Source organism: Gordonia sp. NPDC003424, from assembly GCF_053588655.1.
The window spans coordinates 587,933-605,448 of record NZ_JBSFQJ010000001.1 but is presented as its reverse complement, the minus strand read 5'-3'; the positions used below and the strand labels follow the sequence as shown (position 1 = coordinate 605,448).

Below are 17,516 nucleotides of genomic sequence, written 5' to 3'. Positions count from 1 at the left end.
ATCTCGTTCACCGTTGATCTCGATGCGCTCGCTCGCAAGCTCGCGGGCTTACTCGATCAGCGAAAAGGGCTGCGACTCTTCCCAGCCCACGCTGGTCGCCTGCGGCGGCCCAGGTTACTTACTCGACCCGCGATGGGGAAGTGGCCACCAATCACGCCGCCCCGATGAGATCCGCGACGATCTTCGCCGACAGCACGACGAGTGGGAGCCCGCCACCAGGGTGGGCGGAGCCGCCGACGAGGTACAGCCCCGGTACCGGGGAAGCGTTGCGGGGGCGGAGAAATGCGGCGCGGGGGCCGTTCGACGACGACCCGTAGATCGACCCGCCCGGGGTCAGGGTGCGGCGCTCGAGGTCTGCAGGCGTCAGAACGATGCGATGACGCAGGAGGTTTCGGATATCGAGGCCACGGTCGGCCATGACCTCGAGTACGTGGTCGGCGTAGTGCTCGGCGAGACCCTCAGCGTCCCAATCGACTCCATCGACCGGGTCGTGGCGGGGCGCGTTGACCAGGACGAACCACGATCCGGTTCCCGGACCCGGGACGATCTCGGGGTCGTCGGGCGCGCTGACATACACCGTCGGTCGGCGCACGGGCCGGGGCCGGCCGTGGCGGCCGAAGACCGCATCGAACTCGGCATCGTAGTCCTCGGCGAACATGATGTGATGGTGCGGCTGATCGCCGGGCGGGTCGTCGAGCGCGAGCAACAGGACGAACCCGGACAGTGACGGCGTCGTCTTGCGGATTCGGGCGAAAGCCTTTGTCGCGCCAGGTGTCTTGACCAGACGGCCGTAGACCTCCTGGGCGTCCGCATTGGCGACCACGGTGTCTGCCGGTTGTATCGTCCCGTCGGCCAACCGCACGCCGTCGACGTGTCCCTCTCGGTCGGTGGTGATCTCGGAGACCGCACACCCGGTCATGATCGTACCGCCGAGCTCGACGAACCGGTCCGCGATCGCCGTGGCGATGCGCCCCAAACCGCCTGGCACATACCAGGAGCCCCATGCCTGCTCGGACCAGGGAACCGAGGCGAGCGCGGCCGGCGCCCTGCGGGGGTCGGAACCGGTGTAGGTGGCGTAGCGGTCGAGCAGCATCCGCAGCCGCGGGTCGGTCAGGTATCGACTTCCGATGCCACGCAGCGACTGCCATGGTGCGATCGTGGCGATGTCGGCGGGCCGGGCGGCACGCAGCATCGACGAGGGCCGCAGCGGCGCCTCGAGAAACACTTCGTGGGTGAGATCCCAGATCCGTTGTGCACGAGTCAGAAATGACGACCATTGCGCACCACGACCCGGGCCGAGCGCGGCATCGAGGGCCGACGGGATCTCCGAAAGCCGGCCCGGTAGATCCAGCACGGTGCCGTCCGGGAAGCGGTAGCGGGCCGCGAGATCGAGCCGGGTGAGAGGCAGCACGTAGTCGAGGGGCGTCCCGGCCGCGGCGAACAGCTCGGCCAGAATGTGCGGCATGGTGACCAGCGACGGTCCGGTGTCGGAGACGAATCCGTCCTTCTCCAGAACCCCCAGCTTGCCGCCGATCTCGTCGGACTGCTCGAGGATCGTCACCTGGTGACCGAGCGCCCGCAGACGCAGGGCGGCGGCGAGTCCACCCACGCCGGCGCCGACGACCACGATCTCGGTCATCGCACCACCACCGGCCGCCCCTTCCACGCAAGCGAATCGCGGCGATGTGCGACAACCGAATCCACAGTCAGACCCGTGAACGCGAGGATAGACACGGGGTGCGCGACCACATCCGGCCACAACCGCCCTCGCGTGGTGCGCGCAGCGATCGCCCGCGAACCGACGCCCGCGAGGTACCCGACAAGACCGATGCGGGAGCCGCCCAGCAGAGCGATCGCCGGCACGACGTACGTGGCGTTGAGCCACACGACAACCGCGATGGTGCCCGGCAGGGACCCGAACGCCGACCACAGGGACTTGCGATAGCCCGCGCGCAGGTCGCGGAGACTCATGTACATGCGACAGTCGGCTACCGAACTCCCCTCGGTGACCACGCCGCGCCCGCCGCAGCGCTTGATCGCTCGCAGCAGCGCGATGTCCTCGAGGACCTCTCCGCACACGGCGGCGTGGCCTCCCGCTCGCCGGTAGGCGGCTGTGTCCAGCACCATCAGCTGGCCGTTGGCCGCCGACAGTGACTCGCGCGCAGAGCGTTCCGCGACACCGAGAGGCAGCGTGCTCATCCACGACCACTGCAGCAGCGGCTGGACCAGCCGTTCCGCCATGGTCACCGCACGCTGTTGGGGGTACGGCGATACGAGATCGAGGCCCGCGGCCCGCAGTAAGGCCACCGACGAGACGAACGCGCGCGGCGCCACGCGCACATCGGCATCGATGAAGATCAGCACGCCGTCGTCATGGATCACGCTGCGGGACAACTGCTCACACGCCCACGGTTTCCCGAGCCACCCCGGCGGTGTCGGTGAGCCGCGAACCACTTCGACGCGACCGTGGCGACGGATGAACTCGGCGAGTAGTCCGCTTGTGCCGTCCGTGGACTCGTCGTCGAGGACCACCACCCGACCGGGTCCGGGCCAACGGTCGAGGGCCGCGAGAATGCCGGTCAGACAATCGATCACATTGTGTGCTTCGTCGCGGACCGGGAGCAGCACGGTCAGGGGCTCGGGTTCGGGGGTGGCGACGGGATCAGGTCGTCGAATCGTGCACGCGTTGTGCGCGGCCAGTGCGACCGAGGCCAGCGCGGTGGTTGTCCCGGCGACGACCACGGCGTCCCACACGTCACCGGCGCGCACGACGGGCCCCGCGGATCAGCGTGATGGCAAGGGGAATTGCCAGCGCTCCCATCAGAAGTCCGCCGACGAGCGCGACCGGCGGCCGCCCGAAGAACAGGGCGTGCGCCACCACCGACGAGAAGTACGTCCAGAGGTAGATGGTGATCGGCAGCGCGTCGGATGTCGCCGTGTCAACCAGGCGGTCCAGAACGGCCATCATGAGTAGTGCCACGAGAAACCAGCCGGCGAAGTTGGTCAGCGGAATGCCGTGCACGCCAGGGATCGACGGCGAGGGGTCGCGCCACTGCCAATAGCCTTGATCGACCATCTGCGGATCGAGGAATACGTCCCATGCTGTCAGCGCCGCGGCGCCGACCAATGCGCGGACGAGCGGGTGCGATGTTCCGACCAGCCGACGCGCCACCGCCAGCGCCGGCCAGGCCATCATGATCCAGGCCAACGGCACCACCATCGGCACCCCCAACACCTCCGGACCCAGCAGGCCCGTATAGGAGTAGCTGCCGAACGGAAACCCGGTGTGGACGCCCACGGATTCCGCGACCAGCCCGCCACCACCGGCCACCAGGACCAGCCAGACCGCCGACCGGATTCCACAGACCGCGACCACGTTCACGATGACCGCAGCAACCAGGAACACCACGCTCGCGATGGTCAGCGCCAGGGTGCCGCCGTCGGTGAACGGAAAAGCGGCCTGCACCAGGAACGTCGCACCGAAGAGCATCCACGACAGCACCGAAAGCCGTTGTCGCAAACCACCCGACACGGGCGGCGTGCTCGCCTGCGGTGTTCCCGCGGGCCGCATCGTCGACCGATTCACCGGGTCCTCCCCTCATAGGACCCGGTGACATCGGTGACCGCGAACCGCGCGAAGAGTTCCTCGGCGTACCACCGTTCCGGTGCGGTGCGGCGGATGGCGGCCCGGTGCGCCGGCGAGCGGTAGGCGAACGTGGTGAGATCGGCGGCGCTGTCCCACATCGAGAACGTACCCTGCAGCCCGATCGGCGCTTCCCCGATCCCCACGGCGATCCGAAGGCCCTGTGCATCAGTCAGTTCCGAGACCACCGGGGGCACCGCACGCCAGAACGACAGGGCGCGCGTGGGACGGAGTCGGGCTCGGGTGATCGCGGCCACCGGGCCGGACCAGTCGGTCCCGGTGGCTGCCCCCGTGCCGAAAGGTTCTCTGCGCGCCCAGCGGCCCCGGCTGACCAGGGGCCGCATGCGCACCCGGAACTCTTCGTCGCTGATGTCGGCCCACGATCGGATCAGTGGGGACGAGGCGCCACGATCGGCGGCGTCACGATCGCGCCACACTGTCAACAACGCCCAATGACGTGGGTCGGCGTCGCGAGGGGTGAAGGTCCGCGCGGAGCCCGTGCCGAGGAGCTTGGCAAAGCGCAGGCCGGTGGTTCGGCGTATCGCGTTTCGTCCGCCGGCCATTCGGCGCAAGGCGCGTGCGACGCTGGTAACACCCCAGATGCGCAACTCCACGACGCATTGCTGCTGGGGAGTCATGAAGTGCGCCAAACGCACCGGTTTATCAGGTCACGAAGAGCATTGCGCGACAACTCGTCTACCGCCAACGTCTCGACCGTCCGGTTTGCCTGCTCGGCGAGGTCGGCGATCCGGGTCTCCACATGATCGACCGCACCGGTGTCCCGGAAGACCTGGCACACCGAGTGAAGATCGTCATCGCTCACATCAGGATTGCCGAGATGACGGGCGAGGTCGCGACGTTGCACCGGATCGGCGAGCTCGGTCGCCACGGCCACCAACAACGTTCGTTTGCCCTCGCGGATATCGTCGACGATCGGTTTCCCCGTCTTGACCGAGTTGCCGAAGACACCGAGAAGGTCGTCGCGGAGTTGAAACGCCTCACCGGCGATCAGGCCGAGGAGGTCATAGGCGCCCATGAGGTCGTCGTCGGCTCCGCCGAGGCACCCGCCGAGACGCAATGGATGTGCGACAGTGTATTTCGCGCTCTTGAACTGCAGCACGAGTCGTGCGCGGTGAGTGGATACCGTTGACCGGGTCTGCCCGAGAACGTCCAGGTATTGCCCACCGATCGTCTCGTCGCGCATTGTCGACCACACCGACCGCGTCCGGTTGCGGATCTCCCGCGTCAGTTCGGAAAGTCCCTCGGCGAGAAGATCATCCGACCAGGTGAGGCACAGGTCGCCGGCGAGGATGGCCACGGCCTCACCGAAGTCCTCGGCATCGCCGAGTCCGCCGTCGGCGGTGTGGCGGTCGGCGAAGTGCCGGTGCGCGGTCGGCATCCCGCGCCGCTGGTCACTGTGATCCATCACGTCGTCGTGGATCAGGGCCGCGAGATGGAACAGTTCAAGCGCCGCCGCTGTCTCGATCGCACCTGGTGGGACGCGCCCACCGTTGGCGCCGCGGGCGCCCCACAGGCAGAAGTCGGCGCGCAACCGCTTGCCGCCGGTCAACGCCCGTTCGAGATAGGTGGTGAGTGGCGTGATGTCGTGGTGGATGCCGGTCAGGAGGTCGAGGTGACCGCGCACATGATCGCGCAACACGTCGTCGACGCTCGCGATGTGTGCGGCCGAGAACCCCCGGACCGCGGTATCGGGGTCACAGGTGTCGGTGCGTGGGCTTCCGGGAGGCGACACACTCTGGATTCGGAGACGTCAGCGGAGTGGATGGGGCGACCGGTGATTGGCTGTACGCGATGCCGAGCGCCGGGTGGGCGGGACGCGCGCATCGGGCCCGGCCATTACCCTGACCGCATGCATTGCGTGGTCGTGGGTGGGGGACTGGCCGGCCTGGCGTCGGCGGTATGGCTTTCCGAGGCAGGGCAGCGGGTCACGCTGTTGGAGAGGCGCGGCTCCTTGGGCGGGCGCACCATCTCGATTCCGCTCGCCTCGATCGACGACGTCCCGGACAACGGGCAGCACGTCTTTGCCAGCGGCTATCAGCACCTCATGCGCTACCTCGACAGTGTCGGCACGCGCGAACACGTCTGCTTCCCCGGGCACATGACGATGCGGATGCCGGGAGGGGCGACACGACGATCCGCCTTCTCCGGGATCGACGGAGTGCGCACCGCGATCGGTGACCTGCCCGGTGTCCGCGGCCTCGACAAGTTGCGCACCGCGCGCGCTCAGACGACATTGATCCGGCAGGCATTGCGGCAACCCGACTGGCTCGACGACATCACCGCCGACGAATGGTTCCGGCGGATCGGCATGCCGCAGTCGGCGCGTGACGCGCTGTGGGACGGGATCGTCATCGGCCTCACCGGCGACAAACCCGACATCTCATCGGCCAAGGTGCCGGCGGATCTGCTCGTCACCGGCATCCGCCGGGCCCGCGAGACGCGTGAGCCCATCTCCATCGGTTACCCCACCGTCGACCTCGACACGCTGTTCATCGCCGGCGCCGAAAAGGCGTTCGCCGACAACGGGGTCGAAGTCCGCCACCGCGCCATTGTCTCCTCGATCGATGTCGCCGACGGCGAGGTCACCGGGGTGACGTTGGCCGACGGTGAGAAGGTCGCGGCCGATGCGGTGATCTGCGCGGTACCGGTGTGGAGTGTGAAGGGTTTGCTCGATCAGGTTCCCGGGCACGAAGAGATCTATGCGGCGGTCGATCAGCTGACCCCGGTACCCATCGTGAGTGTGAACCTGTATCTCGACCGCCCGATCGGCATGTCCGATTGGGGCGAGGTCCTGCACGGCGGTGAGGGTGTGCTGGAACAGGTGTGGGACCGCCAAACCATGCACGGACGCGATCCGGCGCGGAATCACCTCTATTCGACGACGGTGTCGGCGGCCTACGAACTGACCCACAAGACCAACGCCGAGATCACCGAGATCCAGATGGACATGCTGCGTCGGTATTACCCGGACGCACGTGACGCGCAGGTGCTGCACAGTCACGTGGTGCGGATGCCGAAATCGACCTTCGCGCAACGTCCCGGCACCGCGGGCATCCGGCCCGACCAGCGCACCGCGGTGCACGGTCTCGCGCTGGCCGGCGACTGGACCCGCACCGATTGGACCACCACGATGGAAGGTGCGTGCCAGAGCGCTGCCCGCGCCGTCGACGTGATCCTGGAGTACGCCGCGACAAGTTGACCCACACGGGTGACACCGGAATCGGCGCCGGCAACGCACACTAGACGGACCGCCAATCGAGCGCCGCCGACCCTGACCAGTCCCGGCGGGTCGAGAGGTCTTGCCGCGCCGGATCGGTCGGCGTCGGCAATGATGATCGGCATGACCGAATGCCCGGCACGGGTCTGGCGCGTAGGAGTCGTCGATGATCACGAACAGATCGTCCGCGGATTGCGGGCGACCCTCGACGACCAATCCGACATGGAACTCGCGGCCGGTGCTGGAACCGTCTCGGATCTGCTGGCCGTGACTACCGACCTCGATCTGGTGCTGCTCGACCTGCGCCTCGACGACGGCACCTCACCGATCACCAACATCGAGACCCTCGAGCAGTCCGGGATTCCGACCCTCGTCTACACGTCGGGCGACGAGATGTACCTGGTCCGTCAGGCCGCCAGCGCCGGTGTGCTGGGTGTGGTGCGCAAGAACGTGCGGGAGACCGAACTGCTCGCGGCGATCCGTCAAGCCTTGGCCGGTGACACCGTGCCCGGCATCGACTGGGCCGCGGCCATCGACTCCGACATCGGATTCGTCGACCTCTCGCCTCAGTTGCGTCGGGTGCTCGAGCTCTATGCGGCCGGCGAATCGTCGGCCCGGGTCGCCCGGGAACTCGACATCTCCGCAGAAACCGTCAGTGACTACGTGAACCGGATCCGGAACCGATACAGCACGGCCGGGCGCCCGGCGCCGACGAAGACCGACCTGTACAAGCGTGCGATCGAGGATGGATGGCTGCCGATCCCGCGGCGCTTCCGCCGCTGACCGTCGACGACGCGCGGGATCAGCTCGCCGGTCGTCGCATCCTTCGGCTGATGTCGGTGTTCGTCTCGGTCGGCTATCTCGCCTACGCCGTGATCACCGCGCCGTTGATCCTTGTATCCGCGCCGATCATGCACACCTGGTGGACCGTGTCGGCGGTCGTGCTCATCTTCGGGACCGGGCTGGCGATCGGCCCACTGAGTTGGCGCGGGAGCAGTCGACGCATCCGCGTGGCGGCGGCCGCCGCGGCGTTCGGCTTTCTGATCGCGATTGCGCTGTGGTGGTTCGGCTGGACCGGTGCGCAGATCGACACCACCGCCGGGATCTGGTTCTCCCAGTTTCCCGGGTTGGCCGCAATCGCGTCGGCGCTGGCGTTCCGAGCGGTCGTCCCGTTCGTCTATCTCGGGGTGGTGTGCGCCGGATCGGTGGCTATCAGCCACGCAGCCCGGCTGCCGGAACTCAGCGGACCGTTCCTCCCTGACCTGGCCTGGTCGTACTCCTTCTCGCTGATCTTCGTCGCCGCAGCGGTGATGGCGATTCGCACCGCCGGCATCCTCGACGCCACCCGCGCCCGCGCGTTCCAGGCGACCGCGGCAGCAGCGGCGGAGCATGCCCGGTCGGTCGAACGTACGCGGTTCGATGCGCTGACACACGACAACGTCATGTCGACCCTCCTGCTGGCCGCGCGCCGCGGTGCCTCCCCGGAGCTCGCGCACGACGCCCGCGCAGCGTTGGCCGCGGTCGATCGCGCAGCCCACGGGGAGGAACCCGCAGCCCAGACCGCGTTCGAAGCGATCGGTCAAGTCCGCGCGGCGGTCACCCAGGTCGATCCCGCTCTTCGCGTCGTCGTCGTCGGCGGTGACCACGACGAGCGATATCCGGGTGCCGCGGTGTCGGCGGTGGCCGCCGCCACCGCCGAGGCGGTCCGCAACAGCGGTCGGCATGCCGGCGACCAGGCGTCCACATCGGTCACCGTGACCGCGGGACCGGACCTGCTGCGCAGCGAGATCGTCGACCACGGGATCGGGTTCGATCCGCAGTTGGTGCCGGTGTCGCGGTTGGGTATCGCCGTCAGCATCCGCGGACGGATGAGCAAGGTGCCCGGCGGTTCCGCCGTGATCGCGTCGCGACCCGGGGCCGGTACCCGGGTGTGTGCGGAGTGGAGCCGATGACAAGATCGGCCGACATCGCGGGGGCCTACTCCGGCGCCGAGCGCGAGGATGTCCGCGACCTCCTCGGCATGCGGCAACCCGGCGCCTGGCTGGTGCTCGGCACCTTTCTGGCCGCCACGTGGATCACCACCGGGTTCGTCGTGCACGACGTCGCGCCGATCTGGCCCACGCTGGTCGCCGCCGCCCTGATATCGGTCGCGGCCATCGCCATCGTGCAGGTGCCCGGGGACCCGCTGCCGATGCCCACCACACTCGCGCTGACCGCAGTGGGCCCCGTCGCCTGCGCGTTCGCGCTGTGGACGACGCCGGCCGAATCGGCGTCGTCGGTCCTGGTGACCTGGACACACGGTGGCGCGATCGCCGTCTACACCTTCATGTCCGTGCGGGGCCGTCGGATCGAGCCGTGGCTCGGCCTGGTGGCCGAGGCCGTGGTGTTCGGCTGGTGGGGACATTCGGTGGGCTTGTCCGTTCCCGGCAGCGCGACTCTCGTCGCGGTCGACGCGGCGCCGCTGACGATGGCGACCCTGTTCTCCTTCACCCTGCGTCCCACCGCGAAGGAGGTGTTCGCGCTGCGCACACAGACCATCACTCAGGTGGGCCGGCTCTCCGCGCAGGCCGCGGCCACCGAGGAACGGGTCCATCAGGTTCGCTTCCTCGACCAGATGGCCCGGCCGCTGCTCGAACGGATCGCATCCGGTGACGAACTCACCGCGGCCGAACGCACCGAGTGCGAACTCCTCGAGGCGCACCTGCGGGATCGGCTGCGTGCGCCACTGATGTCGACGCTGAACCTCGACGACCCGGCGTACCACGCTCGCGTCCGCGGAGTCGAGGTCGTGTTCATCGACGACTCGCGCGCCGACCGAGCAGAAGTGACCGACGACGGCGCCGTCGACCTACGGGTGGCCGCGGCGGTCGGTGGGCTCGCCACCGAGGTCCTCGACCTCGCCACGGACGGCCAGGTGTACGTCCGCGTCTCGCCGCCGGATCGGGCGATCGCCGCGTCGGTGTTGCATCGGCGGGCCGACGGCTCCAGCGTGCGATCGGAGATCGATCAGACCGGGCGTATTCGTTCCTTCAGCTGACCCCAGATCCGGGGGCACCGAAACTTGCGTCTGGTCACCGATGCCCGGTCCTCATAGCGTCGACGACGAGAGTCCGTTCCGTGCGATCCCCCGCATCTCGAGGAGACACCCCGATGACCGCCGAGCCGCTACCCGCCCGCCGACCTCGTCTGCTGAGCGACCGCGAGATCGAAGTACTCACCCTGTGGCTCGCCAGTGAATCCAAACGTGAAGTCGCCCAGGCGCTCTACATCTCGGACGCGACGGTGCACACGCATCTCGCCCGTATCCGGGCAAAGTATCAGTCGGTGCGACGGCCGGCGAACACCAAGATCGCGCTGCTGATCCGCGCGATCGAGGACGGGTACCTGACCCTCAACGACATCGCGCGGCGCATCGGTGTGGACCCGAGCGAGTCCGCCGGCGCAGCCATCATCGCTGTCGTCGACTGACCGGACCGGTCGGCGGAGGACCTCAGAGGTTCCGACGAGCCCAGCCGTCGCCGCTGTCGGTCAGCAGCGCCAGCTCGGCGTCCCACGCGCGACGTCGGAAGCGACCCAGCACGCTGCGCACGGTGAGCACGAACACCACGCACGCGGCAAGCAGGCTGGCGTAGAAAGTCAGTGCGACGAGCACGGTGTTGGCGGCGATGTCGGCCCCGGTCATCGGTTTGGTGGTGGCCTTGCCCTGATCGTCGACGTACATCGGGAAGTGTTCGCCGGTGGTGACGGTCGTGTCGACGTGCACGGTGTCGCTGTAGCTCACCGAGTTGTACGTCCAACGGGCCTGGACCATCGCGTCGCCGCCATCGGGGGTGATCAGCGATTCGCTGTTGCGCACCGCGGTGGCCGTCACCGGATGGACGGTCTGCGACTGCTCCTCCAGCGTGTGGACCAGAGCGCCGTGCACATCGTGTCCGACGGACACGGTCAACGGAATCGCGATGATGGCGAAAACGACTGCCGCCCAATGGGCGAGGGACTCCAGCCGATCAGAAAGGCGGAGGAGAGGGTTACGGCTGGCGAGTCGGAACAGCGGCCATCGCTGAGGGATCAGCTTAGAGTCGGCCATCATTCGACTTCTCCTCCCGCGCGCACGTAATTCAACGGTGCCACCTGCCGCACCACTGGTGCCAGCTTGACCAGGCAGATCGGGATCAAGATCACATCTGCTCCCCTTGGTGACCTACTGTCCAAACTGGTAGGACGACGTCGCCGACGATCTCCTCGATCCGCGTGTCCGGCAAGGAGCCGCCGAAGAGCAGATCGTGGCGGCTGAGGTCGAACGGCAGGCTCACCAACCGCTCGGGGACGGCGTCGTCGGTGAGTTCGCCGCGCACCCTCGCGCGGTTGATCGCCGGGCCGAGGATCTCGCGGCTCCGCGTCATGAGGAGGTCCTGCACGTCGGTCACGACGTCGGTGTCCAGGTCGGTCAGCAGACCGAGGACGGTTCGCCGCTTGATCAGCGTGATGTGGGATCGCAACAGCTTCAAGGTGGCGACCAGATCGCCGTGCAAGCTGCCGGTGTCGGGCGCCGCGAACGGACGGATGCTGTCCGACAGCGCAGCGATCACCATCTCCCCTTTGGTCGCCCAACGGCGGTACAACACCGCTTTGCTGGTTCCCGCCCGTGCGGCTACGCCTTCGAATGTCATTGCCGAATACCCGGATTCGGACAGCTCGGCCAGCACGGCCGCGTAGATCGCGGTCTCGAGTTCGACACCCCTTCGACGAGTGGCCACCACCACACCTCCTAGAGACGTTGCGTTTCTTATTGCGCCAGGCTACCTTAGATCCACCTGATAAGAAACGATACGTATCCAAAGAGGTCAGTCCCGATGGCGAACTCCGCAGAACCCGACCCCTCGCGCACCCGAGCGCAGGGTGAGAACAAGAAGATCCCGCTGCTCGTGCTGGGACTGACCGTCCTGCTCGGCATCATGCTGATGGCGTTCTCGCTCCCGGCGGTCCACTCCGGCGCGAACGGGATCCCGCTCGGTGTGGTCGGTCCCGCGCCCGCGGTGAGCGCCCTGGAATCCAAGGCCGACGGTTTCGACATCACCGAATACGCGGACGAGGCCGCCGCGAGCGACGCGATCCTCCACCGCGACATCTACGGTGCCCTGGTGCTGGCGCCCAACGGGGATGTACACACCGTGGTCGCCACTGCCGCCAGCACCACCGTGGCCACCATGATCGAGAAGATCGGCGACAATCTCGCCGCCGCGCACCACGGCACCAACACGGTCATCGACGTGAAGAGCTTTCCCGCCGAGGACCCCCGCGGGGCCGGACTCGCCGCCGGCGCACTGCCGATGGCCCTCGGCGGATGGATCGGCGCCGTGGTCATCATGATGCTGATCCACACCTTCCGCGGACGCCTCATCGCCGTGATCAGCTTCGCGGTGGTCGGCGGCCTCGGGCTGACCGCCGTGCTGCAGTTCGTCGTCGGCACCTTCGACGGGAACTACTGGCTGACATCGCTGGCGGCCATGCTCGGCATCGCCGCCACGGCGATGGCCGTGCTGGGGTTGCGAGAACTGTTGGGCGGATTGGGTCTCGGCATCGCGGCGATCCTTCTCATCCTGCTGGGCAATCCGCTCTCCGGCCTGGCCGGCGCACCCGAGGCGCTTCCCACGCCGTGGGGATTCATCGGGCAGTTGTTGCCGCCCGGGGCCACCGGTTCACTGCTGCGTGGCGTCGTGTTCTTCGACGGCAACGGCACGCAGCACGCGATCATCGTGCTGTTGTGCTGGCTGGTGGTGGGTTCGACGCTGTTCGGAATCGCCGAGTGGCGCAACCGGAATCGTCCGGAACCCGATGGACCGGAACACGTGATCGCGGAGGCGATCGGAGAGGACGAGGCGGCGGTCAACCGCGGGTGAGTCAATCCAGTTCGACGAGCTGCTGCGTCGCCCTCGTCATCGCGACGTAACGGTCCACGGCCCCTTCGATACCGTCACCGAATCGACCCGCATGGACCAGGACGACGAGATCGAACTCGAGGCCCTTCGCGGTCACCGGGCTCAGCGACCGCACCCGATCCCGCTCGGCAAAGGTGGGATCACCGATGACACAGGCGATCCCGTCGGGTTCGTCGGCCAGCCAGTCGTCCAGGATCGACGACAGATCCGCCGTCGATCCGTGACGGACCGGGATGCCGCTGCGGCGGATCGACGTCGGCACATTGGCGTCGGGGATCGCCGCCCGGATGACGGGGGCGGCCCGCGTCATGACCTCTTCGGGTGTGCGGTAGTTGATCGTCAGCGACATGGTGCGGACCTCGTCGAACCCGACCCGCTCCAGGCGTTCGGGCCACGACTCGGTGAACCCGTGCCGTGCCTGGGCCCGATCCCCGACGACGGTGAAACTACGAGACGGGCAGCGGCTGAGCAGCATTCGCCACTGGGCATCGGTGAGTTCCTGCGCCTCGTCGACGATGATGTGGGCGAACGGCCCCGCCAGCACGTCGGTCTCGGCCCGCCCGGCGGCCTCCTGATCGACCAGGACATCCCGTAGATCCTGTTGCCGCAGCATCGAGGTCAGGCCTTCGCCGTCGTCGTAGGTGTGCGCGTCGAGCAGATCCTGCACGACGTCGTCCATGCGCACGCGTTCGGATGCGAGTACCGCGCTACGCCGCGCGCTGCGGCGGGCCGCGTCACGGTCGCCCAGCCTGCGCCGGGCCGCGTCCAGCAGTGGCAGATCCTCGACCGTCCAGACATGAACATGACTGCGCTGCAACATCCGAACCTCGTCACGCGTGAGCCATGGGGCACACATCCGCAGGAACGCCGGCACCGACCACAGGTCGCCGACGACGTCCTCGGCCCTCAGCATCGGCCACGCCCGGTTGATCATCGCGGACAGTTCGTCGTTGCGGGACAGGGAGTCTCGGACCTCTGGCGCCGATGCCTCGTCGACCCGATCCGCGAAGATCGCAGCGAGGGCGTCCCAGATCTCTTCCCGCGCCTCGTTGTGCGGTGTGGCCGACCCCGGGGCATCGAAGGCCTCTGCCCAATCCGTCGTGCCGAGGCTGATCTCGGCCCACTCGGTGTCGACGACGACCTGATTCGTCGGTGGTTCCTCATACCAGCGCACCGCGGTCTCGATCGCGTCGACCATCCGCGCCTCCGACTTGAGCCGAGCGACGGCGGAATCGGTTTCGGCCAGAGCGGTTTCACCCTCCGGGAGTAGATCGAGCAGGGTGCAGGTCTGCACGGTGTGCTCACCCAGGCTCGGCAGGACGTCGGAAACGTATGCGAGATACGGTTCGTGTGGCCCGACGACGAGCACGCCGCCCCGGTTGCCCTTCAGGCGCGGATCGGCGTACAGCAGGTATGCGGCTCGATGCAGTGCGACAACCGTTTTGCCGGTTCCCGGACCGCCGTCGACGACCAGCGCACCCCGCGAATCGGCGCGGATGATCGCATCCTGGTCGGATGCGATGGTGCTCAACACATCACGCATGCGCGGCGAGCGGCTCGCGCCGAGGCTGGCGATGAACGCCGAATCGTCGTCGAGTGCCACGCCCGCGGCGGCCGCATCCGGATGGAACACCTCATCCCAGTAGTCCGTGATGCGCCCCTGTGTCCACCGATATCGGCGTCGGCTCACCAGCCCAAATGGCTGAGCCGCCGTGGCGGCGAAGAACGGTGCAGCGGCCGGCGTCCGCCAGTCGACCAGCAGTTGCCGACCCTGCGGATCGATCAGACCGAGACGTCCGATGTAGACGGGCTCGGACCCGTCGTCGGGCACCATCCGCCCGAGACACAGATCGACGCGGTAACGCTGCAGCGTCCGCAACCGTGCGGTGGCCTCGTGGATCTCCATGTCGCGGTCGACCGCCTGCCGTCCCTTGCCGCCGGGCATGGCGCGCAGGGTGCCGATGCGGGTGGACAACTCGGTCATCGCGTGGTCGAGGCCGGACGCGATGTCGTCGAAATGGCGTACGTCGGTGGCGATGAGTGCCGGGTCGGCCTTGGCGGCCAGTCGTTCGGGAAGGTCGAAGACGTCGGAGGTCGGGGGTCGCATGATCGGGCTCTCAGCTGGGTCAACACGCATGGCTCGACGATTCTGCACCCGAATGGGGGCCTTGCGGCAAGGCCCCCATCCCGCGGTATGGTGAAAGTGGCAGCACGCGAACGTCTGTCTCCGCGCAGCGTCTTGCGCGGTTCACATCCAGCCGGCCAGCGCTTCAGAGGTCGTGATGTGATCAATACCGCGAATCGCCGCACCACGCAAGGGTCCGTCGTCGCCGTACGCGCCATCGACCACCGGCGGCGGTGCCTGCTTGCGGTATGCCATGAGCCCGGCCGAGTATGCGGCGTCGAACGCATCAGATGCCGTGGCGCGCAACCCGATTGCGACACCGCCGAGAGTGACGAGGTCGGGATCGTGCAGATTGACCAGACCGGCGATGCCGCGGCCGAGCGCGGTGGCCACCGCATCGAAGGCGTGTCGCGTCGTCGCGTCCGGACTCGAGTGTTGGGCTGCATCGATCAGCTTGTGCGCGTAGGCAATCGGATTTCGCGGCGCCTTGTCGCCACGATGTTCCGCAAGTGCCAGCCCGTCGACGGTGAGACCCCAGCAGCCATACGCACCGCACGGGCACAGACGCCCCGGATCTCCGAAGGGGACGTGTCCGTATTCGCCGGCACCTCCGTGCGCGCCCATCGCGGGCACCCCGTCGACGATCAACGCGCCGCCGATGCCGACGGCGACGATCAGATGCAGCACCGTCCCGCCGCCACGCGCCGAGCCGGTTCGCGCCTCCGCCAGCCCGGCGAGGGTGGCGTCGTTGCCGACCAGGACCGGCAGATTCACGTCGGCGGGCAGTTGGGCGGTGAGCCGCGACAGGTCGACGTCCGACCAGCCGCGTGGACTGAACTGGACGAGCCGGTCGTCGCTGACGGTGCCGGCCACCGACACCGACACCGCCCGCACCCGACGGGTTTCGCGGATGTGCACCTGCCGGATGGCCTCGGCCATCTCGTCGAGAACCCGTTGCGGGCCCTGCCGCAGACGCGTGGCGTGGGCCTCGACCCGAGGCTCCGCATCGAGGCCGGCACTGGCCACCCGCCAGCCCGTGACGCCGAGTTCGGCGACGACGACCATCGGTCCCCGCGGATGCGCGTGCAACAGCGTCGTCGGACGGCCGCGGCCCTGCGCGGGGGCGGGGCTCTCGTCGAGCACGTGGGCGTCGCGCAGGCGCGCGAGTAATTCGGTTGCGGCACCGCTGCCGATGCCCAGCTCCTGTGCCGCCGCGGCGCGGGTGATTCCCGGTTGTGCGCGGACGAGATCGATCAACCGCGCGGCAGTGAGCAGCCGTGCGGCGCCGCCCGAATGTGATGCTGCCGACGATGTGGCCATGTTCCCGATAATCGCATTGCTAATAAACTCTGATCCCGAGTATATTTGCCGATCGTGTCATCCACCACCTCCACCGCAGTCGCGCCGAACGCCCGCGGCGTCCGCGACAACATGCCGGGCCTGCTGGCCCTGGCCCTCGCGTGCTGCCTTGCGGTGACCACCGAGATGTTGCCGGTGGGTCTGCTGCCGGCGGTCGGTGACGCCTTCGGGGTCGGTGCGTCGACCACCGGACTGCTGGTCACGGCGTTCGCGGTGATGGTCGCCGTGTTCTCGGTGCCGCTGACCCTGGCCACCCGGCGACTGCCGCGGAAGCCGTTGATCGTCGCGACGGTGAGCGGCTATCTGCTGTCGAACACGGTTATCTTCCTGGCGCCGTCGTTCGCGGTGGTCGCGGCCGGGCGTGTCATCGGCGGCCTCTCGCACGCCCTGTTCTTCGCGGTGTGCATCGGTTACGTGCCGCGTCTGGTCGAGCGCGCACAGGTCGGTCGCGGTCTGGCGATCGTCGGCGGTGGCTCGACGGCCGGTTTCGTGCTGGGCGTGCCGATCTCGACGGCGCTGGGCACCGCGGTGGGGTGGCGCAACGCGTTTCTCGTCCTCGCGGTGGCCGCCGCGATCGCGCTCGTGCTGATCGTGCGCCTGCTCCCGGCCGTGCCCGGGGGAACCCCCGGCTCCGATGTCGGAGTGCGCAGCGCCCGAACCGATCTCGGTGTCGTGGTGTCGTCGAACATGCTGACGTTCATCGGGCAGTACACCGTCTACACCTACATCGCGGTGGTGCTGTTGCGGGCCGGTGCGCCGGAGTCGTCGATCGGTCCGGTGCTGCTGATCTGCGGCGTGTGCGGCCTTGTCGGCCTGTGGTGCACCGGCCGGACGATCGATCGACGGCCCCGGACGACCGTGCTGGTCGTTCTGGCACTGCTGGCCGTCGCCATCATCGGCGTCGGCCTGGGGCAGAACTGGATTGGCCTCGCCGTGATCGCCGTCGCGCTCTGGAACGGCGTGTTCGGCGGAGTGCCGGCGATCTACCAGGCGTCGGCGGTGCGTGCCCTGCCGGACTCACCCGAGGTCGCCGGTGCGTGGATCAACGCGACCGCCAACGTCGGCATCGCCCTCGGCGCGCTCATCGGCGGTTCCGTGTTGCAGACCGATGCGGCTGTCACGTACCTGGCCGTGATCGGGTCGGTCCTGGTCGCCCTCGGGTTGGTCGTCGCAGTCGTCGGAAAGCGTGCGTTTCCGAACTGACGACTCCCG

At 68.1% G+C, this 17,516-nt stretch carries 16 protein-coding genes; 7 read left to right on the top strand and 9 right to left on the bottom strand.

Going from position 1 to position 17,516, the window contains the following annotated elements; all coding sequences use genetic code 11:
- Nucleotides 1–151: 151 nt before the first annotated feature.
- From ACWDTI_RS02695 to ACWDTI_RS02675, 5 genes are read right to left on the bottom strand one after another with little or no spacing between them, the layout of a single operon-like run.
- Complete coding sequence (locus ACWDTI_RS02695) at nt 152–1,639, bottom strand: phytoene desaturase family protein (RefSeq protein ID WP_449736479.1); 1,488 nt, start codon at nt 1,637–1,639, stop codon at nt 152–154.
- Nucleotides 1,636–2,769, bottom strand: a complete 1,134-nt coding sequence (locus ACWDTI_RS02690; RefSeq protein WP_449736478.1) for a glycosyltransferase — start codon at nt 2,767–2,769, stop codon at nt 1,636–1,638. The genes ACWDTI_RS02695 and ACWDTI_RS02690 overlap by 4 nt, the downstream gene beginning before the upstream one ends.
- Complete coding sequence (locus ACWDTI_RS02685; RefSeq protein ID WP_449736508.1) at nt 2,756–3,571, bottom strand: carotenoid biosynthesis protein; 816 nt, start codon at nt 3,569–3,571, stop codon at nt 2,756–2,758. The genes ACWDTI_RS02690 and ACWDTI_RS02685 overlap by 14 nt, the downstream gene beginning before the upstream one ends.
- A gap of 11 nt (nt 3,572–3,582) precedes the next feature.
- Entirely contained in the window at nt 3,583–4,281 is a 699-nt protein-coding gene (locus tag ACWDTI_RS02680; RefSeq protein WP_449736477.1) for a monooxygenase, read from the bottom strand.
- Nucleotides 4,278–5,396: a polyprenyl synthetase family protein gene (locus ACWDTI_RS02675; protein WP_449736476.1), complete on the bottom strand. Its 1,119-nt coding sequence runs from the start codon at nt 5,394–5,396 to the stop codon at nt 4,278–4,280. The genes ACWDTI_RS02680 and ACWDTI_RS02675 overlap by 4 nt, the downstream gene beginning before the upstream one ends.
- Before the next feature lie 117 nt (nt 5,397–5,513).
- On the opposite strand from ACWDTI_RS02675, the gene hpnE reads away from it, so the two are divergent.
- From hpnE to ACWDTI_RS02650, 5 genes are all read left to right on the top strand, one after another.
- Nucleotides 5,514–6,863, top strand: a complete 1,350-nt coding sequence (gene hpnE, locus ACWDTI_RS02670; RefSeq protein WP_449736475.1) for a hydroxysqualene dehydroxylase HpnE — start codon at nt 5,514–5,516, stop codon at nt 6,861–6,863.
- A gap of 141 nt (nt 6,864–7,004) precedes the next feature.
- Nucleotides 7,005–7,664, top strand: a complete 660-nt coding sequence (locus ACWDTI_RS02665) for a response regulator (RefSeq protein WP_449736474.1) — start codon at nt 7,005–7,007, stop codon at nt 7,662–7,664.
- Nucleotides 7,631–8,833: an ATP-binding protein gene (locus ACWDTI_RS02660; protein ID WP_449736473.1), complete on the top strand. Its 1,203-nt coding sequence runs from the start codon at nt 7,631–7,633 to the stop codon at nt 8,831–8,833. Before ACWDTI_RS02665 ends, ACWDTI_RS02660 begins: the two co-directional genes overlap by 34 nt.
- Nucleotides 8,830–9,918, top strand: a complete 1,089-nt coding sequence (locus ACWDTI_RS02655; RefSeq protein WP_449736472.1) for a hypothetical protein — start codon at nt 8,830–8,832, stop codon at nt 9,916–9,918. Before ACWDTI_RS02660 ends, ACWDTI_RS02655 begins: the two co-directional genes overlap by 4 nt.
- Before the next feature lie 113 nt (nt 9,919–10,031).
- Entirely contained in the window at nt 10,032–10,349 is a 318-nt protein-coding gene (locus ACWDTI_RS02650; protein ID WP_449736471.1) for a response regulator transcription factor, read from the top strand.
- Between the two features lie 22 nt (nt 10,350–10,371).
- Here the strand turns inward: ACWDTI_RS02650 and ACWDTI_RS02645 are convergent, their stop codons facing one another.
- Together ACWDTI_RS02645 and ACWDTI_RS02640 are read right to left on the bottom strand one after the other, a co-directional pair.
- The gene (locus tag ACWDTI_RS02645; RefSeq protein ID WP_449736470.1) at nt 10,372–10,971 is read right to left on the bottom strand and encodes an Rv1733c family protein; all 600 of its coding nucleotides are present in this window, start codon (nt 10,969–10,971) and stop codon (nt 10,372–10,374) included.
- Nucleotides 10,972–11,059: 88 nt separating this feature from the next.
- Nucleotides 11,060–11,638 carry a TetR/AcrR family transcriptional regulator gene (locus tag ACWDTI_RS02640; protein ID WP_449736469.1) on the bottom strand — a complete coding sequence of 193 codons (579 nt, stop codon included), beginning with the start codon at nt 11,636–11,638 and terminating at the stop codon, nt 11,060–11,062.
- Nucleotides 11,639–11,734: 96 nt separating this feature from the next.
- Here ACWDTI_RS02640 and ACWDTI_RS02635 point away from each other — a divergent pair, with 96 nt between their 5' ends.
- Nucleotides 11,735–12,781 carry a hypothetical protein gene (locus ACWDTI_RS02635; protein ID WP_449736468.1) on the top strand — a complete coding sequence of 349 codons (1,047 nt, stop codon included), beginning with the start codon at nt 11,735–11,737 and terminating at the stop codon, nt 12,779–12,781.
- 1 nt (nt 12,782) lies between these two features.
- On the opposite strand, the gene helR is transcribed toward ACWDTI_RS02635, so the two are convergent.
- Together helR and ACWDTI_RS02625 are read right to left on the bottom strand one after the other, a co-directional pair.
- Nucleotides 12,783–14,927, bottom strand: a complete 2,145-nt coding sequence (helR, locus tag ACWDTI_RS02630) for an RNA polymerase recycling motor ATPase HelR (protein WP_449736467.1) — start codon at nt 14,925–14,927, stop codon at nt 12,783–12,785.
- Between the two features lie 141 nt (nt 14,928–15,068).
- Nucleotides 15,069–16,265 carry an ROK family protein gene (locus ACWDTI_RS02625; protein WP_449736466.1) on the bottom strand — a complete coding sequence of 399 codons (1,197 nt, stop codon included), beginning with the start codon at nt 16,263–16,265 and terminating at the stop codon, nt 15,069–15,071.
- 111 nt (nt 16,266–16,376) lie between these two features.
- Here ACWDTI_RS02625 and ACWDTI_RS02620 point away from each other — a divergent pair, with 111 nt between their 5' ends.
- Nucleotides 16,377–17,507, top strand: coding sequence for an MFS transporter (locus tag ACWDTI_RS02620; protein ID WP_449736507.1), 1,131 nt, complete (start codon nt 16,377–16,379; stop codon nt 17,505–17,507).
- Nucleotides 17,508–17,516 lie beyond the last annotated feature (9 nt).